We start from the raw sequence: 21,463 nt of genomic DNA on the forward strand, positions 1-21,463 counted from the left end.
TCAGCACTAATCATTCTACATTAATTTTGAAAGAACATATCACAAAGTCACACCTACCCTAAGGAGGTTCTTTAGATGAGAAAGAGTGCAGGCCTGGCCGCAGTATTCGCTTTTACCCTACTCGTAGGATGCGGTAACTCGAGCAACAATAATGCGGCAAATCCAGATACGTCAGCAAACGGCAATACCAATGTAACGGAAACCACTGACGCTGTTACCTCAGCATCCGTAGTTAACAATGGAGAGGATTTCAAAAAAGCGATCAGTAAAGACGGCACCTGGATTGCCGCAACCTTAAATGACCTTACGTTCACCGAAGATCTCGTTGTGGACGGCCAGTTCATCAACAAGGAAGAACCGGCTCGCAAAATCGCCCTCTATACTCAGGATGCGGAGCACAATATCACTAACTCGTTCATACTGACTGCTCCCAAAATCACCATTAGGAGTGAAAATGCCCGGATTCAGGGCGGTACTTTTGTCGGGGACGTTTATGTGGAGGCGGACGGCTTCAGCGTTGTGAATGCCACCATCAATGGCAACGTCTATTTCGCGAATGCTCAATATCAATCCACCTTCGACTCATCAGATCAGGGCATTGTATCCGGCGTCACAGAAGTGAAGAAATAAACCGAAGGACTTGATTGCCGGCAATCTCGATATCCGCAGCCTTGCTGAATACTCTCTCTGGCGGACTGCGGAGTTCATGTCCTGGGAATGGCCGGGCGTGAACTGAGGGTTAACCAGTAACTGCAGGTGACACTGCCGGAGCGTTAATGTTTAAGGACAGCGGATTGCGTTCAAGTCAGGGCAGAGCAGAGTTATTATGCAGAAGTTCTAAGGAGGATGACGATTCAATGTTCAAACGACAACTCTCGTTTTTTGAGCAGGATTAACGCGATCACTTAGATGGACGCCCCTTCGCTCACTCAGTCATATCCGCCCACCGCTTCAGGCAGCTCCAGATATTCCGCTTTTGTCTTGACGAGTTCAAAGATATAGCTTCTTATTTCCTTCAGCTTTTTGGCATCTTCGGTGACCTCGCATTTTTCCTCGGACCATTCCAGTGTTTGCTCTTCTCCATTCAGCCTTATCTGCCAATGCTCTTCATCATAGGGTGTCTGGTTGCAGTTTTACCTCGCCGGTTCCAGCTTCAGCTCACCCATTACATCAATATCCCGCAGGCGGGTATAGATGTCTGCCATTTCGCTCTCGGTAAACGTCAGCTCCGCAGTTGCCTCACCTTGGGTCACCAAATCCTTGGTTACGGTACCTTCAAAGGTATTGATTTCATTCTTCCCGGTAATTCCGAAACGGACAGAGAAGGCAAAATCCTCCGGCATCACTTCAGGCATAAGGTGGTCAGGCCTCTGCAGTGGAGTTGCAGACTGTATAGTGCTTCCGTTTCCTCCATCCGTGCTTTCACACCCTGCTAGCAGCAGAATCAGCAGCAGCGGCAGACAGGCCAGCAGCTTAGACATCTTCATTTCCTCCTTTGGCGGTTTCCCGCGCTTGCTCCATTTCTTTCTAAACGATGATAACACTCCAATATGTTGCAGATAGGCTGCCGAAAACTAGAAAAAGATACCATCCGCGTGGGATCGTATCTTTGAAATTGCTGTACTCAGAGAACACTTGCTCATTTTACGATGGAATATACATTTGTGTCATGCGGCTTGCCATCCTGGACCATATAGTTTCTTAATAGCCCCTCTTGCTGAAACCCCTGTTTAACCAGCAACGCTTTAGAGGCTTCATTTCCAGTGAATACTACAGCGCCGATCCGGGTCAGCTCCATTCTTTCGAAGCCATAAATTAGAACCCTGGACACCGCTTCCCCAGCATAACCTTTGCGCCAAAAATCGGGATTGAGCTCATAGCCAATTTCGGCCCGTTGGTGCTTTGGTGACCAGGCGTTAAACCCGATCGTCCCGATAAGCCCTTTGCTGCCCTTAAGCTCAATGCCCCACCGGATACCTCGCTTGTCCCGGAAGCTGTCTGCGAAGAAATCAACATATTCTCCCGCCTGTGCAAGTGTCGTAAGCGGCCCCTGCCCGTAGTAGCGCATGACCTCGCTGCTGGAAAAGCAGGCAAAGATCCCCTCGGCATCCTCTGCTGTAATTTCTCTTAATCTAAGCCTGTCCGTCTCCAATACAGGAAATTCAAACATTCACTTTATTCCCCCCTATAAAAATTGAATCAATAATTCTTCTAATTTGGATTGGCCGTGACTACAGAGAATGTTTGGACTTCCGGCCGCTACCGCTCCTCCAGCTCCAAAATTGCCCTCCGCCACTTTTCCCTACATGTAATTCTTAAGTTCAATCTATATAGTAGTCACTCCTCTCTTACCAGTAACTCACGATTCATAGCAGAGGGAGGCTGACGATTTCAGTACGCCCGCAATGTAACCGGACACCTCAAGATGATAAGGATGCACCAGATAAGCCTCCATGTCCGCCATTGATGCATACTGAACGATTAGCATAAGATCATATGAGCCGCTTCGGACCTCAATCTCTACTTTCAGATCGCGGATATACTCTATTCTCTCGCGCATACCAAGCAATACCTCTCTTGTCTTGGCTATACTGCCCGGACTGCTGTCGTTCAGCTTGATTAATAAGTTGTTGATAATCACAGCCTGATATCCCCCTTCTCCTGCTTCTCCAGTTGCAGCATGGCTGTAGCAGCTTCGCGTCCGTTCACCAGCAGCATTATCCGGTGTTCTCCCGGATAATGGCGCCGGGTCGTCAAATCACCCCAGCGGTGTGTCCGTGTGGCCTTTAAAGTACTGCCGCCGGGCACTGTTTTATCAGACAGGAGAAATAATTTGCGTGATGTCTTTCCTCCGGCTTTCACAAAATCAATGCCGTATTCAATCCGGATTCGCACGGGGCCGCCTTGAGCAATATGAAGGCTGTACCGCAGTTCGCAGCTTCCCCCAATCTGCACGATAGCCGGATCGACAGAAAGCGAGGCATCTGCAACAAGCGGTGTGTCCTCCGCTTCAGCCGCATATCCAAACAGCGCCATAATTTCCGGGACCGCCTTGCGGATCAGCGAACGGCAGGCATGCCGCACAATCCAGTCCGTGTACTCATTCTCACCTTTCCAGCGCTGGGCAATCCCGATGACAACATCAGGATGATCCTTCGCGATATCGTTCAAATTATTGGCCACACTCTTGCGCACATACAGCGACGGGTCAGCCTTCAGCCGTTCCAGCACCGGCAGCACCGGAGCCGGATCACGCTTGAACATCGGCAGCGCCTGCCCCCACGGCAGACGGGGCCGGCTACCCTCACTGGCCAGCCGCCGCACATGCTCGCTGGAATGGCCGGACCAGCGCAGCATCTGCGCCATCATCCGCTGCGGATCGCGCAGCAGGAAGGGACGAACGGAAAATTCCGCCGACGATCCTCTTGTGAATCGCTCCAGTGCCGCCATCGACCGTTCCCAGTGTTCCTCCGCCTGCCCGTACACCTCGACAAAGTCGGGGAAGATCAGGTAGGGAAACCCTACACATTGAGCATCTATTGCATACAGAATATCCAAGGCGTCCTCATATCCCGGGGGCAAAAAAGCCCCAAGCGTCTCTGTAATGCGCCGCATCCGTCCCTTAAGCTCCAGTTCCTCCCAAGGCGCCTTCATCGCCGACTGGACGAAGCCTTCCAGATCGAACAGCCCGTATACGGCTTTAATCTTTCCGCCGAAGCCGCGCAGAAATTCCTCGTTGTACATTACTTTTAATGGTTCAGCCATACGTTAGTCTCCTCCTGCTGTTTCATTCCGACTCTCTGTCAGGAAAGCGTAGCATAACGAACCAGACAACCTTATGTCATATTCATTTAAGGGTGCTGGTGTAAAGCCGAATTTGGGATAATGGGAGGGATGGCCGATGACCATCTCATTCTCCACAGCCACAATGGAAAGCTCAGGAATGAAGTCTGCCGACTCTCTTATTCTTTCAATCAGCCTCGATTCATCCTTGCGGTTTCCAAAAGCACGGTAATTTAGATCAAATACCGTTGCTTGCTTTAATTGATCAGCACTTCTATCTCTTCTATGCTTTTTTTCGCTCTGCTGTTCAGCCCGCGCTTATCTTTAAGTCCAAGCGGCTGCAGTTCATGTCCGGGATCTATGACCAGCGGCTCTGCAATCACAGACTCAAGCAATTGAACCGTTGTGCGGCAAGCGCTGAACAAAAGCCCGCGGGGAATGACCCCTTTGTTCGAGCGGAGGATTCCCACCAGACTTTCGGCATACATCAGCCGGACGATGCTGTCGGCGCTGAGCAGGTTGCGGGCAGCGAAGGAAGCTGTATTTTCTACGATAACAGGATCCTGGAACTGTCTGGAAAGTGCACCCAGTGCGGACACCGCCTCCCAATCACGGATAGACAATTGCTGCAAATAACCGGTTACCATCTCCTGCAACCATTGCAGCTCCATTTCCCTTGGGATTTCATATTGCTTGTACTGCTCCAGCACACCTTCACGGTGCATTTGCACAAAGCTGCCCAAATAACGGGCAAAACATTCTTTTGCTTGCTGTGTCAGGTCATTCATGAGGGTTCCACCTTGTTCTGTAGATTGTATTTAATAAGGATTATAGGGCTCAATATGCTTAAGACTGGACTCGCGGATTCCCGACTTCCGGCCTTTAAGACTGATCTCATGGCTGAACTGCATTACTTCATCATGGGCAAAATAAGTATACTCCACTTCAGGCTCATCGCTAAAACTCACTACGGCATAAAAAGGCGGTGCTTTGATTCCCCAAACTCCTTTTACCGAAGATATCGCATCATCGCTATACCCCTTCTCTTCGATCAGATAGGCCTTTACCCTGTGAGCAAAGATGAATTTGTTGACTTGCACGTATACCTCAGGAGTCAAAATAACTAGCAGAATCAGCACAACAAGTAGGTTATAAGCGAATTTCCTCATAGGCCTCACTAGAAAGCCACCTGCCTCCCTGCATAACCACAGTTTTATTTTCGCAAATATTACAAATTAAATCCTATTTTCAAAAGTCACAGCCTGTCGTAAAATGATTGAAATGACTTTATGGAACGATTAAAATTCGAGCTGATAAACGGAGGAACGGGATATGCCGCAAACACTTGTTAAAAATGCCGATTTTTTTGTTGCTGCCTTGTCGCAGACCTTTGTGTCCGCACTGCAGCTTGACCCCGATGGAATGTACTCCCAGGTAGGCTTCGGGATTGTTGAGAAATTCTCCGAAGAGTATGTACGCTTAAAAAGATTCGACGGCTCCATCTCGCACTATGACAGGGATATTACGAAGTTTCAGCATAATAAGGCCTAACGCACCGCACATAAGCTTTATTTTAATTTCCCCTTTCAGGGCAATTCCCCTGCTTTTTCTAGTAAAACAATAGCTATCCGGATTTAAAGATGACCCCAACGCAAAAAAGCGGACACTTGAATTGACACGGTGTCCACTTTTTTATGCCCTTGCAGCGGGCTATGTTATCCCTGCATTTAAACAAATGTTCAAAATCGGGCAGGGAATTACACTTTCCAAAAATCCGTACCGGCAAAAACCTGCTCTTTGCCCGGCGCCGCTTCCCCCATGTCCGGCAAAATAGCCCAGCTTACACGCTGTTTTCTCAAAGGGTCACCCTTCGCCAAACCATATTCGCGGTAACGGACGGTCTCTTCATTGGCCGGATCCTCCCAGTTATTCCAACCGCTTGGATGAATATGCCCGCCCATACGGCAATTCACCATCTCGGTCTTGGCGTAGCCGCGCCAGGGACGGCCCAAATACACTTCATCCACATTCGGGTCAGCTGTCAGATAACAATCCTTGAACAGGTAGCCGTAAGGCTGGCCCGGCGGTGTGGAGCCTGCCGTAATGTAGCCAGGACCATCATTGTAGTGCCGCAGGCTGCGGATTTCGCAATGCTCGAAATAAGCAGACGCACCGCCAAAAATAAAATCCACCGTACCTTCTATGTAGCAATGGGTATACAGCTGGCGGTAATGGTTATGCCGCTCTTTGAGGGGGATTCCTCTGAAAGCTCCCCCCTGTTTGTTCGCCGGAGGCAGCGGACCGGTAAACAGGGTATCCTGGTGCCCCTTTAAGATACAGTTGCGGAAGACCGTTTCGTCGCAATGTGCATATACTGCAAGTGCTTGCCCGATTTCACTGCCTTGCCCGGCCGTGTTGGATAGGGTCAGGTTTTCCAGCACCAGCCTGCTCCCACCCAGAAACAAGGTAGGAGTGGCAAAGGTGCCCTGTTCCTCTCCAGTCTCATCTTTCTGCCTTGCGTAACGGTTGTTGGTAATCTCAACTTGTCCGATGCCCCTGATCCTCAGGTCCGAACGATAGATCCGCACAGCCTCATCATAAATACCAGCCAGAATATACAACGTCTCCGTTTTACCTGAAGGCAGCCGTTCAAGCGCATCCACCGCCTCCTGGATCGAATGAAAATCGCAAAAGCCCTCTTTGCCCACCAGCATTTCATTTTCCTCCTCTTCCGTCCGCATGCAAATAAATTATAGCGCCCGGCAGCGTGTTCTGCCAGTATAAATTTTAACGTGTGCATTTCATAAATCGCTTGACTTGATCCCGTTCAGGAACTACACTGGAATCGTTAACAATTCTATTTCCCGGAGAGATATTATGATTACTATCAAAGATATTGCACGAGTTGCCGGCGTTTCCCATACCACCGTTTCCAGAGCACTAAACGGCAGCCCGCTAATCAAGAAAGTAACCCGGGACAAGATCGAGAAAATCGCCGCGGAAATGAATTATGTGCCGAACTACAGCGCCAAAAGTCTGGTTACCAAACGGTCCTTTACCATCGGGCTGTTCTTCTCCAGTATTGATCAGGGAACATCGTCCAGCTTTCTGGTTGACGTCATTAAAGGGATCAGCCATGTACTGGATGAGAACTTTAACCTGACTGTAAACGGAATTGACGGCGTTCACAATTACGCCAACATTCAGCCGCAGCGCTTTGACGGTATTCTGGTCATGAGCCAGAGCGACGAGGATAACGCTTTTATCTACCATGTCAAAACAATGGGCATCCCGCTTGTGGTACTGAACCGCCAATTGGAGGATCCCGGCATTATGAACGTTGTAGCCAATGACCGCGAAGGTGTGAAGGAAGCGATCGACTATGCCGTAACACAAGGGCATCAGCGTTTTGCAATTATTGAAGGCAAACCCGGCTTCAAGTCCTCAACCGAACGCAAACAGGGCTTCATAGATAGCCTGATCGCCCGCCAGCTTCAGCTGAATTCAAGTTATTTTGCAGCCGGTGATTACAGCATTGAAAGCGGATATGCCGCAATGACAACACTGCTTGAGTTGCCTGATCCGCCTACGGCCGTCTTTTGCTCCAATGACGATATGGCTATCGGCGCCATGAATGCCTGCTATGCCCGTAAGGTCAGCATTCCGCAACAGATTTCACTCATCGGCTTCGACGATATTATGTTCGCCCGCTACACGAATCCGGCATTGACTACGGTCCGCAAGCCTATTGCCGATATCAGTGAGCTCGGCACCAAGATGCTGATTCAGCTCCTGCAGCAGCCGGAGACCAAACCCCAGCAGCTGTTCGTTAAGACTTCGCTGGTCGTACGGGACACGGTCACAGAAATTTAGGGATGTGGAAGGATCTGCCCGCCCCTGCCCTGCCGGTCCAATGCGCTCCGGCAGAGCAAATACCGGGCCCCTGGTATTGTTTAAAAAAGAGCCTCTCTTTTTTAAAATAAAATGTTAACGTGTGCATATAACTATTTGAACTCAAAGGAGATCAAACTAATGTCGACAAACCATTTATCCCGAAGCACTCATCCCCATCTGCCCCTGCATCCCGAACGGATGATTCAGTTCGGTGAAGGCAACTTTATGCGCGCCTTCGTAGACTGGCAGCTGCAGCAAATGAACAATCAAGGACTGTTTAACGGAAGTGCAGTGTTGGTTCAGCCGATCGAGCAGGGTCTTGGCGGGCTGATGGCCGCCCAGGATAACCTCTACACTGTACTGCTAAACGGAATCATGCAGCAGCAGCCGGTGAATTCACGCGAGATTATCTCCAGTGTCAGCCGGGTGATTAACCCCTATACCGATTATGAAGCTTATCTCGCTCTGGCTGAGGACGATGGGCTGGAATTCATCACTTCCAACACCACTGAAGCCGGGATTGCCTATCATCCGGGTGACCGCGCAGACGGTACGCCGCCGAAGAGTTTCCCGGCTAAGCTGACAGCACTTCTGCACCGGCGTTTTCAACTCGGTAAAAAAGGCTTCGTCATCATCCCTTGTGAGCTGATCGACCGCAACGGCGAGAAATTGCGGCAAATTGTACAGCAGTACGCTGCGGAATGGAACCTGGGTGAAACCTTCCTGCAATGGCTGGAACAGGAGAATACGTTCTGCTGCAGTCTGGTAGACCGGATTGTACCAGGGTATCCCCGCGATAAAGCCGCGGAGCTGGAGGCTGAACTCGGTTATCTCGACAACCTGATGGTGACTGCTGAACCGTTTCTATTCTGGGTCATTGAAGGTCCGGCATGGCTTGCAGAGAAGCTGCCGCTGGCGGAAGCCGGGCTGAATGTCGTGGTAACGGATGACATGACACCTTACCGTGAACGGAAGGTTCATCTGCTGAATGGACCTCATACGGCGATGGTGCCACTGGGCATGATGGCCGGCCTTGAGACGGTTGAGGATGTGATGAATGACGAAACCTTCTCCCGGTTTGTGCGGGAACTGATAGAGGAAGAACTGATCCCGATGCTGGATCTGCCGAAAGAGGAGCTTCTGCCTTATGCTGACGCTGTGCAGGAGCGGTTCAAGAACCCTTTTATCCGTCATGAGCTTACATCCATTTCCCTGAACAGCATCTCCAAATTCAAAACCCGGCTGCTCCCTGTGCTGCTTAAGTACCAGCAGGAGCGCGGCAAGCTGCCGGAGCTGATTACCCTCTCCTTTGCCGGCCTGCTGCTCAGCTACCGCGGAGACCTTGTGGCGCGTCAGGACAGTCCGGAGGTGCTGGCCATTTTTGATGAAGCATGGAGCAATCCTGCCAACTTCGTTCAGGCGATATTGAAGGACGAGAGCCTGTGGGGCGAAGATTTGTCGCAGGTGCCGGGGCTGGCCGAGGTGCTTGCGTCCCATCTGCAGAAGCTGGAAAGCTCGGACAGCCGGGCTGCACTGGAGCAGTTTGTAAGCTGAGACTTCTACCCTTGGCAGGTAAATGAACGATAGGCGGACTAATAATCACAGCTTCTTCTAAAGGTTCCAAAGCAAGCTTTAGAAGAAGCTGATCAAGAAAGTTAATGAAATCACCATACTTTTAGGAGGGACAGCATGAAGCGTCTAATGAAAATGAATCCCCGGGATACGGTAGCTGTGGCGCTGCGCCCCATTTCCGCCGGAGAAGAGCTTGTTTTTGAAGGAATGACTCTTAAGGCAGTCCAGGACATCCCGCAGGGTCATAAAATGGCGTTGACCAGCTTTGCGGCGGATGACGTTATTACGAAATATGGTTATCCTATCGGCCACGCGATTGCTACGATTCAAGCGGGAGAATGGATTCACACGCATAACATCAAGACCAATCTGGCAGGTGAAGAAGAATATGAATACGTGCCCGATCTTCATCCGGTCACTTACCCTTCCCGTGATTTGACCTTTCAGGGCTACCGCCGGACAAACGGCAAGGTTGGTATCCGCAACGATCTGTTTATTATTCCCACAGTAGGCTGTGTGAACGGCATCGCTGAGCAAATGCTCCAGGAGTTCAAGGCTGAACATCCGGATATGGGCACCTTCGACAACTTTACCGTGCTTAAGCATCCTTACGGCTGCTCCCAGCTTGGCGATGACCACCGGATGACCCGCAGCATTCTGCTGGATGCCGTGAATCATCCCAACGCCGGGGGTGTGCTCGTCTTCGGACTCGGCTGCGAGAACAACATCGTCTCCGAGTTCCGCAGCATGCTGGGTGATTATGACGAGAAGCGGGTCAAATTCCTCGTCGCCCAGGAGGTGGGTAATGAAGTGGAAGCAGGTCTCACGCTGCTGGAGGAGCTGTATGAAGCAGCTAAGGATGATGCCCGTGAGACGGTTCCGCTCAGCGAGCTGAACATCGGGCTGAAATGCGGCGGCTCTGACGGATTCTCGGGCATTACCGCCAACCCGCTGCTGGGCGCTTTTTCCGATTTCATTATCTCCCAGGGCGGAACCTCGGTATTGACCGAAGTGCCTGAAATGTTCGGAGCAGAGAAAATGCTGATGGCCCGTGCGGAAAGCCGTGAGGTCTATGAAGATATCGTATCCCTGATCAATAACTTCAAGCAATACTTCCTCTCTTACGGGGAACCGGTCTATGAGAACCCTTCTCCCGGCAATAAAGCCGGAGGCATCAGCACGTTGGAAGACAAATCGCTGGGCTGTACCCAGAAGGCAGGAACCTCCCCAGTGGTGGATGTGCTGCAATACGGTGTAAAGCTGCGCAAAAAAGGGCTCAGTCTCCTGCAGGCACCGGGCAACGACCTGGTGGCCGCATCTGCGCTGGCCGCATCGGACTGCCAGCTGGTATTGTTCACAACAGGCAGAGGAACCCCGTTCGGAAGCTTTGTGCCTACGGTTAAGGTGGCAACCAACAATGAGCTTTTCGCCAAAAAAGGCCATTGGATGGATTTCAACGCCGGTCCGCTGCTGGAGGTTCCGATGGCCGATGTGCTTGAGGAGTTTATCGGCTATATTATCGATGTTGCCAGCGGCCAAAAAACACGGAATGAGCAAAACGAAGTGCGCGAGCTGGCTATTTTCAAAACTGGAGTCACGCTATAATACCCTATTTCCATTCCAAATCCATGCAAAGGGAGCGTCATTATGTTTTTAAACGATGATTTTCTATTAACAACCGATACCGCACGGCTTCTGTTCCATCAACATGCCAAAGCTATGCCCATTATTGATTACCACTGCCATCTCGATCCAAAAGAAATTTATGAAGACCGTGCATTCAGCAACCTGACCGAGGCCTGGCTCTACGGAGATCATTACAAATGGCGGCTGATGCGTGCCAACGGGGTTCCGGAATCGCATATTACCGGAGATGCCTCGGATTATGACAAGTTTCTGGCCTGGGCCCGGACCGTACCGCAAGCCGTAGGCAATCCGCTGTACAGCTGGACTCACCTGGAGCTGCGCCGTTTTTTCGGTATCCATGAATTGCTAAACGAAACGTCTGCCCCGGCCATCTGGGAGGAAGTCAACCGCAAGCTTGCGGAACCGGCCTTCTCGCGCCGTGGACTGATCCGCAGCTCCAGAGTCAAGACCATCTGCACTACCGATGATCCGGCTGATACGCTGGAGTACCACCGGCTGTTAAAAGATTCGGAGACGGCCTTCAAGGTATTCCCTACCTTCCGTCCTGACAAGGCGCTGAACATTGACGCGGAAGGATTCCCGGTCTGGATCAAGCGGCTGGAAGAAGCATCCGGCTTAAGCGTGGTGTCGTATGCTTCGCTGCTGGACGCACTGAGAAACCGGGTAGAATTCTTCCATGAGAACGGCTGCCGCCTGTCCGACCATGCACTGGATGTGTTGCGCTACCGTGCAGGTGAGCCTGCTGATGCCGAAGCCATCTTCGCCAAGCGGCTGGAGGGCGGAATCCTCTCTCCGGACGAAATCACACTCTACCGCACGGAGCTGCTGTCGGCTTTAATCGGGTTCTATCACGATAAAGGCTGGACGATGCAGCTGCATCTGCACGCCTTCCGCAACAATAATACACCAATGTTCCGGAAGCTGGGACCGGATACCGGTTATGACGGCCTGAATGACCTGCCGCTGACCGAAGCGTTGTCTAAGCTGCTCGACCGCGCAGAATGCGGGATCGGCCTGCCGAAGACGATTCTTTATTCACTGAATCCGGGCGATTATCCCGCCCTGCTGGCCTTGATGGGCTGCTATCAAAAAGACACGCCGGGCAAACTCCAGCTTGGTTCCGGCTGGTGGTACAACGACACCCGCAGCGGAATGCGCGAGCAGCTGACACTGCTTGCGGACAACAGCCTGCTGGGCAATTTTGTCGGCATGCTGACAGATTCCCGCAGCTTCCTCTCCTACACCCGCCACGAATATTTCCGCCGTGTGCTGTGCGGGCTGATCGGTGAACTGGCCGAGCGCGGTGAAGCGCCGGATGACGAAATGCTGCTGGGTCAACTGGTGGAGAATATCGCGTATAACAACGCTGCCGGATTCTTCGGTTTTCCAACCGGGGAATAAAGAAAGCAGACGCAATCTACTCTGCAAGAGCTGGCGCAAAAACACTAATATGTAATGAAGGAGAATACTTCATGCCGACACTATTTATCGCCGGTGACTCCACCGCAGCGCAGAAAGGTGCGGACCAGAAGCCGATGACCGGCTGGGGAGAATACCTCCAGGGCCATTTCGGCCCGGAAATCACCGTGGACAACCGCGCAATTAACGGGCGGAGCACCAAATCATATCTCGAGCAAGGACGGCTCGCGGATATTGAACAGGATTTCCAGCCCGGTGATTTTCTGCTGATCCAATTTGGCCACAATGACGAGAAGCAGGAGGATCCGGCCCGCTATACCGATCCCGGCAAGGACTACCGCCTCAATCTGATCACGTTTATTGATTCAGCCCGCAGCCGCGGCGGTTTCCCTGTTCTGCTGACCTCTGTCAGCCGCCGCCGCTTCACTCCGCAGGGCGATCCCGATCCGCTGGCGGTGGGAGCTTACCCGCAGGCGATGCGTGAAGTGGCGAAGTTTACCGGCACACCTCTGCTTGATATCTTCGCTTCTTCCCAGCAGCTCTACCGGAAGCTCGGTATTGAGGGGTCCAGGCATTTATTTATGCATCTGCCCAAGAACGGGCATCCCAATTATCCGGAAGGAATTACGGATGATACCCATTTCTCTAATGAAGGGGCCAAACAAGTAGCAGAGCTGATAGCAGAAGCAATCCGCCATTCTGCAGGCTTGCCCACCCTTATTCAACACATGCAACCATTGCAACAGAACCGGATTTAACTAAGAAAAGGGGATGTACCCTATGTCCGCACCGCTTCATCTTGGCATCCGCGCCCATGATTTTGCCCGGCTTCCTTTGCCGGAGCTGATCGCCAAGCTGGATCAATACCGCTTTAAGCATATTCAGTTTGCGGTACGCAAATCTTTTCCCGAAAGCGTCCCCTCTCTGGCGGCATTAAGCCCGGGAACGGCGGCATACTTTGGCGAAGCGTTCCGGCAAGCCGGGGTCCGGATTGCCGTTCTCGGCTGTTATGTGAATATCATTGATCCCGATCCCGGCAAAAGGGCGCAGGCGCTAGATGATTTCAGCACCCACCTTCGCCTGGCACGTGATTTCGGAGCCAGCCTGGTAGGTACAGAAACTGGCAGCGTAGGCAAGGGCTATACAACGGATAACTTTACGGAGGAAGCCTTTCAGGAGGTAGTCGTTTCGGTCAAGGCAATGGTGGCGGAAGCGGAACGTTTCGGCGTAACGGTAGGCATCGAGGCAGGCCAGAATCATCCTCTGCACTCTGCGAAGCTGACGAGGCGGCTGCTGGATCTGATTCCCTCCAATAATCTGCAGATCATTCTGGACTGCGCGAATCTGATGTCGCCCGATAATTACCGGCAGCAGGAAGGTGTCATTACCGAAGCACTTGAGCTGCTTGGGGACAGAATCGCGGTGATTCATCTGAAGGATTTCACGGTCGAAGACGGCAGGATCGTTATTGTTCCTGTCGGTCAGGGGCAGCTGCAGTTTGCCCCCATTCTACATTATATGAAATATAACCGCCCGCATATTCAGGGCCTTCTGGAGAGCACCTCCGAACCCCATCTGCGGGAAAGTGTAGATTTCCTGCAGCGGTTATACAGCGAAGTCTAGCGAAATGCTTCACCTCTTAGGATGATGCAAAACACATTTTAGGACCAGTTTACCGCGTCTAATATGCCGAATGATCCCAGAATATATAATCTGAAATCATCCGGGCTGCACTTGAATGCCCGGGCTCTCTGGAGTTCCGGGCATTTTTATGTAACGACGCACAGTTCTACTTTAACCATGCTGCTGCGACACCGTCCCCGCCCCGCTGCGCGTAATCTATAACTCATGAAACTGCCGCTTGTTACTGATGGGGAATCATGGGTACAATTACTAGAAACGCGTTATTATAAAAAGGATAGGTGAAACCAATGCATCATTACGGATTCGCGCGGGTGGCTGCCGCTTCCCCGGAACTGCGGGTGGCTGACTGCGAGTTTAATGCAGCACAAATTATTGAGGTGATCAAGCAGGCGGACGAGAAACAGGTAGAGTACCTGGTGCTGCCCGAGCTTTGCATCACCGGTTATACCTGCGCAGATTTATTCCTGCAGCCCGCGCTGCTGGATGCGGCTCTGAAGAGCCTTCATAGTATTGCCGCCGCAAGTGCCGGACTTCACATGGTAGTCATTGCCGGGCTGCCCATTGCCATTAAGGGGCGGCTGTTCAACTGTGCCGCCGTCATCCAGCAGGGGAATATTTTGGGCATTGTGCCCAAAACCTGTATTCCCGGCTACAGTGAGTTCTATGAACCGCGCTGGTTTGCAGGTGCCGAAGAGCTTGAGATCACAGAGCTGCGTCTCGGGGAAATCACCGTTCCCATCGGCAATGATCTTATTTTCGCATGTGAAGCGAACAGCAATTTGTCCTTTGGCGTTGAAATCTGTGAGGACTTGTGGGTTCCCGTTCCACCGAGCAGTCTGCTGGCTCAAGCCGGCGCTGTGCTGCTGTTTAACCCTTCAGCCAGCAACGAGCTGGTAGGCAAAGCAGACTACCGCCGCCAGCTTGTCTCCAGCCAGTCCGCCTCCTGCGTGGCAGGTTATGTCTACGCCGGCTGCAATGCCGGCGAATCCACAACCGATGTCGTATTCGGCGGCCATTCCCTGATCGCTGAGAATGGTCTGACACTTGCGGAATCGGAGCGTTTTACCCATGAGACCCGGATCATCATCGCCGATATCGACATCCCGAAAATCCAGTATTCCCGCGCGGTCATGGGTACCTTCCGTGCCGGAAAGGGCGGCCGCAATTATCGTGAGGTGCTGTATGCTGAGCCTGCCCTCCTTAACAGTGAACGGAAACTGGTTCGTACCGTCGGCGTTAATCCTTTTGTTCCCGGCAATCCGCTTCAGCGCGACGAACGCTGCCGTGAGATCCTCTCCATCCAGACCTCCGGCCTGATGAAAAGAATCCGCCATATCGGCACCAAGCAGGCCGTTATCGGCATTTCCGGCGGCCTGGACAGCACGCTTGCGCTGCTGGTGGCCGTACGGGCCATGGAGCTGCTCGGCCGCCCGGCAAGCGACGTCCTCGCCGTTACGATGCCGGGCTTCGGCACCACGAACCGGACCTATGATAATGCTGTCGGCCTGATTAAAGCGCTTGGAGCTTCACTTAAGGTTGCCGATATCAAGGCTGCCTGTCTGCAGCACTTCGAGGACATCGGCCATGACAAGGATGTTCATGACTTGACCTATGAAAATGTACAAGCCAGAGAACGGACACAAATCCTGATGGATTTGGCTAACAAAAACGGCGGCATCGTCATCGGCACCGGCGACTTGTCCGAGCTGGCGCTTGGATGGTGTACCTATAACGGGGACCATATGTCGATGTACAGTGTCAACTCAGGCATTCCGAAGACACTGATCCAGTACGTCGTTGCCTGGTACGCGGATCACGAAGCGGACGAGACGGTGAACAAACTGCTCTACAGCGTTATTGAAACGGGGATCAGCCCAGAGCTGCTGCCGCCTTCGAAGACAGGGGAAATTGTCCAATTGACCGAAAATATACTCGGTCCTTATGTTGTGCATGATTTCTTCCTCTATTATATGCTCCGCACCGGCGCTTCCCCCGGCAAAATCCTGTACCTCGCCCAACATGCCTTCGGCGATGGCTATACCCGGGAACAGCTGGTCGGGTGGCTGAAAGTATTCATCACCCGTTTCTTCACCCAACAGTTCAAACGCTCCTGCCTGCCGGACGGCCCGAAGGTCGGGACCGTCAGTCTTTCACCGCGCGGCGACTGGCGGATGCCAAGCGACGCTTCCGCCGCGCTCTGGCTGCGGGAAGTAGAGGAATTGTAGAGATACAGGCTTATGAACAAAAAAGAGCATCCGCTGCGCTGGCGGATGCTCCTTTTGTTCTATTGTCCGGCGAATGCTTCCTTGATCCGGTTGTATTCTTCCTTTGTTATAGCCAGCACAGCCGAAATCTGTATCACCAAGTTCAATCATTCTCTGATCGGACCAGTTCACAAGATCATCCGATTCCCACAAGGAGAGGCAATTATTCCTTTACTTAGAATTTGTAATAATTTGATCATTCATTTCAGATGTCGGCACATGGATAGCGGTTAATCCCCCCGCCCGGACGGTCCGTCTTTATGGCATCGCCTGGACGCTGGAGTATGCTTGAAGGGGAAATCACCGTGCAGGCTCTCGTCCTAAACATTGAAACGTCTGAACAATTATTGGCAGTTTACCTCCCGTTCTTTAGTGTCTGCTCTGACGCCAGTATGGCTCTAGACATGTTTTTCGCTAGTCTGTCTTTATAACAGATGTTTGGTAGCTGCTTGTAAAGTAATTAATGACTGTCAGTTACATCCTTCATAGCATTCCGATCATGTTTATATTTAAAACTAACAGAGAAAATAATTGCCAGTACGAGTGTGTATGCCCCAAAAACTAACCATATATTGTGCCAATCCTTTACGCCGTCTACTGTGAAGTAATCTACAACTTTTCCACTTACAATAGCTCCTACATATGCTCCTATTCCATCTACCATGGCTAGAAATAAACCTTGTGCGCTTGCACGCATACGAGGATTAACTTCCTTTTCCACGAAAATAGCTCCAGAGACGTTAAAGAAATCAAATGCACACCCGTACACAATCATGGATAACAGGAGGAGTGTGAAGCCAAATCCAGATGGGCCACCATACGCGAAAAATACAAAACGTAATGTCCAAGCAACCATACTAATAAGCATAACTTTTTTAATTCCAAAGTTCCGCAAGAAGAATGGAATAGCAAGAATAAAAAATACTTCAGAAATCTGTGATATTGATAATAGAATGGATGGATACTGTACCACGAGACTATCTTTAAAATCAGGATTCAACCCAAAATCATGTAAAAATGGGTTACCGAATGTATTGGTTATTTGCAGTGCAACACCTAGAAGTGTTGAGAATAGAAAAAATATAAGCATTCTTTTCTGTTTAAATAACACAAACGCATCTAAGCCAAAAAGACTAATCCATGACTTGTCTCTTTTCTCATTAGATGTTGGGCAATCAGGCAGCGTAAGTGAGTATAGAGCTAGCAAAAGCGAAATACTTGCAGCTATATATAATTGAATGTTGCTTAATTCAAGTCCATTGAGGCTAACTAACCACATTGCAGATATGAATCCAATGGTTCCAAACACCCGAACTGGCGGGAAATCTTTCACTGTATCCAGCCCTGCTTTTTCAAGCGCAACATATGATATAACATTTGTCAAAGCACTGGTAGGCATGTACACTACCGAATTAAAAAATATTACCCAAAACATTGTCGTTGGATCTGAAACTTGTGCTGCGATAAATAAAGAAATCGCTCCTAGACCATGAAAAATTAAATATAGTCTGTTAGCTTTGATCCAGCGATCCGCAATAATTCCGGCCAAGCTTGGCATAATAATGGCCGCTAACCCTTTTGCGCTATAAACTAATCCAACTTGAGCACCTGTAAAATGTAATGTGTTTATCATATAGGAACCTAAGGTAACAAGCCAAGATCCCCAAATAAAGAACTGAAAGAAATTCATAATTCTAAGTCTTGTTTTCATTGTCATTTTAATGTCTCCTTTTGAGCTCTACTTGTTGCTTGTTTTTTTCTTAACCAATGTACTTTTGATTTTTGTAAGGGGTTACACATTCATTCAAGAAATTCTATAAGGGTTTTAATATTAAATCGAACACGGCTTAAAGCAAAAGTTCTTAATGTATTTACAATAGTTAAACTCCCCCTTGATGCTCCTCAAAGTAATAAAACTATTAGTTTTGATATCCATATTCTATCCGGCAAGACTCGCAATGTAAAGAACTAATTTTCATTTATATAAAAAGAATAAAGATATACCTTTATTCACATTAGATATTCTATAATTCAACTCCATCTTTTTATATAAATATAATATTACTATAATATTTTGAGTAAAATGTGCAAACCAAATAGGCCAGCTAGTGTGTACTAGCTAAGCCTTTAAAAAGTAATAGGATCCCGAAAGATGAGAAATTAGCAAAGGATATCAAATATGCTACAATTTCGGGCACAGGTATCCCCATTATTAGAGCAATTGGCGCAAAGATATAACGTTTAATTTCTTGGAAGGACGATATACGTGATTAACATTGCTCCAACTATCAGAGCTGTTTTTCCACCAAGTATAGCTCCGTTGCCTATGGCCTCGAATAAAGACTTTTCCGGAGCCATCTCTTTAACATCGATGTCACATTCCTCTTTACTTTTCCCTGGGCATACAATAGATGATAAAATCAAGCCCTGTGATCTTTGTAAAGTTACATTAGATCCCGAATAAAGCTGCTGCCGTGCTTCGGCATTTTGACTCCGAAATTTTCAGCTATCGAAGCTCCAATATCTGCAAATGTATTGCGAACAGACAGTTCTCTGCCTTCTAAAAACGCCTTGGAATAAATGAGTAACGGGACATACTCGCGAGTGTGATCTGTCCCATGATGAATCGGATCATTGCCATGATCCGCAGTCAAAATAAGCAAATCTTTCTCTGTGAGATTGTCTAACAGTTCTGGCAGCCGAGCATCAAACTCTTCAAGTGCATTACCATAGCCTTCCGGGTCACGCCGGTGACCATAAAGAGCATCGAAGTCAACCAAATTTAAGAAAGACAAACCGGTGAAATCTTTCTTTGCAGCTTGAATAAACTTGTCCATCCCGTCCATGTTGGATACGGTCCGAATAGTCTCGGTGACGCCCTCTCCGTCATAAATATCTGAAATTTTCCCTATAGCTATGACATCAAAGTTAGCATCCTTCAACTCATTCATGACTGTCCTGGAAAAAGGCTTCAATGCATAATCATGTCGATTAGCTGTACGTCTAAACGTCCCCATTTCTCCAATAAAAGGTCTAGCTATGATGCGACCAACCATATACTCAGTGCTTTTAGTTAATTCACGTACGATCTCACAGATACGGTATAATTCATCCAATGGTACGATATCTTCGTGGGCAGCAATTTGCAAAACGGAGTCCGCTGATGTATAGACAATCAAAGCTCCTGTTTTCATGTGCTCTTCCCCTAGCTCTTCTAATATTTCAGTGCCGCTTGCAGGTTTATTTCCAATGATTTTTCTACCGGACTCCCTCTCAAGATAATCAATCAATGGAGCAGGAAACCCATTTGGAAATACCTGAAACGGCTTGTCAACAATTAGACCCATAATTTCCCAATGTCCTGTCATCGTATCTTTACCGTTAGATGCTTCCTGCATTTTGGTCCAATAAGCCAATGGATGGTCCGCCTTAGGTACACCTTGTATTTCTTTAATGTTTGATAAACCAAGCGCAGCCAAATTGGGCATATTCAATCCGTTTCTTCTTTCTGCAATATGTCCTAACGTATCAGCACCCCCGTCCCCGAAAGATGCTGCATCTGGTGCTTCTCCGATACCAACAGAATCAAGAACAATTATGTGAATTCGTTGAAATTTATTATTCATATGTCAATCTCACCTTTCCACTCTCAGCCTTGTATTATAGTCAAATTATTAGTAATTAGATTCTAAGCAGTAACACAACACACATAAAAGAGGACAGCTTCACTTTAGAGTGAAGTTGCCCAATGAATTCATAAAGTTCCCATCTTATTAAATAACTTATTTAATGAGAAAATTTGTATCCATCAAATACTTTTAAACCTTCTTCGTTGAGCACTTGTTCTACCAGTTCAGGTCTTTGAGGGCTTTTTTCAAACACTTCATTACAAGCGATCATAATGTTGCTCCCAGCGATTTCAGCTAACTGATCATGTGATACGCTATATACTATTTTGCCCAGGTTAGACCACACCATGGCACCCGAACACATTACACAAGGTTCACAACTTGTATACAAAGTGTATTCGTTTAAATCAAATATATTGTTGTCAGAACAAAATTTCCGGATTAAACCGATTTCTGCATGATGTGTTGGATCACAAAATGTATTAATTTTATTTTCCCCAACCATTACGATCTCCTCTCCTTTGACCAAAATTGCACCAAAAGGCTCATTTCCCTCTTCTCGGGATTGTAGGGCAACTTCAATTGCCTTTTTCATAAAGATTTCATCTTTGTTTATCATTCCAAATTCCTCCCTAATCAATAATTATTAACTTGCTTAAAACGTCTTAACGCTTAAGGTGTCCTTTTTGTTTTTCTTCAGTAATCCAGGTAATGATACTCCAATTAGGATTAGGACGATCCCTACATATTGCGGAACACCAATGTGCTCATTCAGGACGAAGACAGACATTAGTAAGGCTGTTGGAAGCTCCATAGCCCCCAATATTGATGCTATTCCAGATCCCACTAACGGAACACCTTTCGAGAACAGTAGTGTGGACAGAAAAGGGCCGACAAAAGCTAAAACAAAACCATATTGAACGGCCAGTTGTAATAGAAGCTTTCCGTCTGTCAAAAACGTTGGAGGTAAAATGACCGAACAAACGATCAGACCTCCGGTAGTCATGAAAGCTGTCTTCATAATCGGATTTGCTTGAACGGCGACCTTACCACTAACAAGCATAAAAATGGAATAGGATAATGCTGCAAGCAGACCAAACAAAAAGCCAAGCCAATGAACGGCAGAAATTCCAGTCGAATAAATATTCGTTGCACTTATCGTTCCGATAAGTAAAGGAATAATTGATAGTAGCTTTCCTTTTTCAGGAATTCTTCTATTGAAAATTGCCTCAAGTAACACACCGATCCATGTAAACTGAAAAAGGAGTACGATAGCCAATGAAGCTGAAATATATTGAAGTGAGAGATAATAAAACATTCCTGTAAGTCCCGTTGTAGACCCTACAGTCATTAATAAAAGCAGTTCCCTTTTACTTGGCGTTACAAACCTCTTCTGTTTTGTACTCTCCCTGCCTTTAGTAAAAAACACTCCGCCCCATAATAATATCGATCCTAATAAGAGTTGTATTCCAACAACGTCATTAACGATAAAACCATCTTTGTAGGCTAATTTCACAAAGGTAGATAATAAACCATAACAAATCGCACCTAATATGACATATATATACCCTTTCATAACCCCGCCTTTTTCTTCATCTGATTTTATCATTA

The 21,463-nt window shown here is 48.7% G+C and carries 20 protein-coding genes; 9 read left to right on the top strand and 11 right to left on the bottom strand.

The window, feature by feature from the left end; genetic code table 11:
• Nucleotides 1-75 precede the first annotated feature (75 nt).
• Nucleotides 76-630, top strand: coding sequence for a hypothetical protein (locus tag NST99_RS23875; RefSeq protein WP_341094881.1), 555 nt, complete (start codon nucleotides 76-78; stop codon nucleotides 628-630).
• 503 nt (nucleotides 631-1,133) lie between these two features.
• On the opposite strand, the gene NST99_RS23880 is transcribed toward NST99_RS23875, so the two are convergent.
• The 6 genes from NST99_RS23880 to NST99_RS23905 form a co-directional block, all read right to left on the bottom strand.
• On the bottom strand, nucleotides 1,134-1,481 hold the full coding sequence (locus tag NST99_RS23880; protein ID WP_341094883.1) for a hypothetical protein: 348 nt from the start codon (nucleotides 1,479-1,481) through the stop codon (nucleotides 1,134-1,136).
• 158 nt (nucleotides 1,482-1,639) lie between these two features.
• Complete coding sequence (locus tag NST99_RS23885) at nucleotides 1,640-2,170, bottom strand: GNAT family N-acetyltransferase (RefSeq protein WP_341094884.1); 531 nt, start codon at nucleotides 2,168-2,170, stop codon at nucleotides 1,640-1,642.
• 189 nt (nucleotides 2,171-2,359) lie between these two features.
• Nucleotides 2,360-2,641, bottom strand: coding sequence for a Dabb family protein (locus tag NST99_RS23890; RefSeq protein WP_341094886.1), 282 nt, complete (start codon nucleotides 2,639-2,641; stop codon nucleotides 2,360-2,362).
• Nucleotides 2,638-3,765, bottom strand: a complete 1,128-nt coding sequence (locus tag NST99_RS23895; RefSeq protein ID WP_341094887.1) for a hypothetical protein — start codon at nucleotides 3,763-3,765, stop codon at nucleotides 2,638-2,640. Before NST99_RS23895 ends, NST99_RS23890 begins: the two co-directional genes overlap by 4 nt.
• Nucleotides 3,766-4,040: 275 nt before the next feature.
• Nucleotides 4,041-4,571, bottom strand: a complete 531-nt coding sequence (locus NST99_RS23900) for a hypothetical protein (RefSeq protein ID WP_341094888.1) — start codon at nucleotides 4,569-4,571, stop codon at nucleotides 4,041-4,043.
• Between the two features lie 30 nt (nucleotides 4,572-4,601).
• The gene (locus tag NST99_RS23905) at nucleotides 4,602-4,952 is read right to left on the bottom strand and encodes a DUF3139 domain-containing protein (protein ID WP_341097736.1); all 351 of its coding nucleotides are present in this window, start codon (nucleotides 4,950-4,952) and stop codon (nucleotides 4,602-4,604) included.
• Between the two features lie 163 nt (nucleotides 4,953-5,115).
• On the opposite strand from NST99_RS23905, the gene NST99_RS23910 reads away from it, so the two are divergent.
• Complete coding sequence (locus tag NST99_RS23910; RefSeq protein WP_038595062.1) at nucleotides 5,116-5,334, top strand: hypothetical protein; 219 nt, start codon at nucleotides 5,116-5,118, stop codon at nucleotides 5,332-5,334.
• A gap of 206 nt (nucleotides 5,335-5,540) precedes the next feature.
• Here the strand turns inward: NST99_RS23910 and NST99_RS23915 are convergent, their stop codons facing one another.
• Nucleotides 5,541-6,497: a pectinesterase family protein gene (locus NST99_RS23915; RefSeq protein WP_341094891.1), complete on the bottom strand. Its 957-nt coding sequence runs from the start codon at nucleotides 6,495-6,497 to the stop codon at nucleotides 5,541-5,543.
• A gap of 163 nt (nucleotides 6,498-6,660) precedes the next feature.
• Between NST99_RS23915 and NST99_RS23920 the strand changes: the two genes are divergently transcribed.
• From NST99_RS23920 to NST99_RS23950, 7 genes are all read left to right on the top strand, one after another.
• Nucleotides 6,661-7,656, top strand: a complete 996-nt coding sequence (locus tag NST99_RS23920; RefSeq protein ID WP_341094893.1) for a LacI family DNA-binding transcriptional regulator — start codon at nucleotides 6,661-6,663, stop codon at nucleotides 7,654-7,656.
• 159 nt (nucleotides 7,657-7,815) lie between these two features.
• Entirely contained in the window at nucleotides 7,816-9,231 is a 1,416-nt protein-coding gene (locus NST99_RS23925; protein WP_341094896.1) for a tagaturonate reductase, read from the top strand.
• Between the two features lie 135 nt (nucleotides 9,232-9,366).
• Nucleotides 9,367-10,854: a UxaA family hydrolase gene (locus tag NST99_RS23930; protein WP_341094897.1), complete on the top strand. Its 1,488-nt coding sequence runs from the start codon at nucleotides 9,367-9,369 to the stop codon at nucleotides 10,852-10,854.
• A gap of 42 nt (nucleotides 10,855-10,896) precedes the next feature.
• A complete protein-coding gene (uxaC, locus tag NST99_RS23935) occupies nucleotides 10,897-12,297 on the top strand; it encodes a glucuronate isomerase (RefSeq protein ID WP_341094899.1) in 1,401 nt (466 codons plus the stop codon).
• A 71-nt stretch (nucleotides 12,298-12,368) separates the two neighbouring features.
• Nucleotides 12,369-13,073, top strand: coding sequence for a rhamnogalacturonan acetylesterase (locus NST99_RS23940; RefSeq protein WP_341094901.1), 705 nt, complete (start codon nucleotides 12,369-12,371; stop codon nucleotides 13,071-13,073).
• Between the two features lie 22 nt (nucleotides 13,074-13,095).
• Nucleotides 13,096-13,938, top strand: coding sequence for a sugar phosphate isomerase/epimerase family protein (locus tag NST99_RS23945; protein ID WP_341094903.1), 843 nt, complete (start codon nucleotides 13,096-13,098; stop codon nucleotides 13,936-13,938).
• 308 nt (nucleotides 13,939-14,246) lie between these two features.
• Nucleotides 14,247-16,184 (top strand): NAD(+) synthase, encoded by a 1,938-nt coding sequence (locus NST99_RS23950; protein WP_341094905.1) that lies wholly within the window; start codon nucleotides 14,247-14,249, stop codon nucleotides 16,182-16,184.
• 499 nt (nucleotides 16,185-16,683) lie between these two features.
• Here the strand turns inward: NST99_RS23950 and NST99_RS23955 are convergent, their stop codons facing one another.
• From NST99_RS23955 to NST99_RS23975, 4 genes are all read right to left on the bottom strand, one after another.
• Nucleotides 16,684-17,940: a nucleoside permease gene (locus NST99_RS23955; RefSeq protein WP_341094907.1), complete on the bottom strand. Its 1,257-nt coding sequence runs from the start codon at nucleotides 17,938-17,940 to the stop codon at nucleotides 16,684-16,686.
• A gap of 727 nt (nucleotides 17,941-18,667) precedes the next feature.
• Nucleotides 18,668-19,849, bottom strand: coding sequence for a phosphopentomutase (gene deoB, locus NST99_RS23965; protein WP_341094910.1), 1,182 nt, complete (start codon nucleotides 19,847-19,849; stop codon nucleotides 18,668-18,670).
• A 160-nt stretch (nucleotides 19,850-20,009) separates the two neighbouring features.
• Nucleotides 20,010-20,471, bottom strand: a complete 462-nt coding sequence (locus tag NST99_RS23970; RefSeq protein WP_341094911.1) for a nucleoside deaminase — start codon at nucleotides 20,469-20,471, stop codon at nucleotides 20,010-20,012.
• Nucleotides 20,472-20,507: 36 nt separating this feature from the next.
• Entirely contained in the window at nucleotides 20,508-21,461 is a 954-nt protein-coding gene (locus tag NST99_RS23975; RefSeq protein ID WP_341094913.1) for an EamA family transporter, read from the bottom strand.
• Between the last annotated feature and the right edge of the window lie 2 nt (nucleotides 21,462-21,463).

It is taken from the genome of Paenibacillus sp. FSL L8-0470, from assembly GCF_038008625.1.
Classification (GTDB): Bacteria; Bacillota; Bacilli; order Paenibacillales; family Paenibacillaceae; genus Paenibacillus_AQ.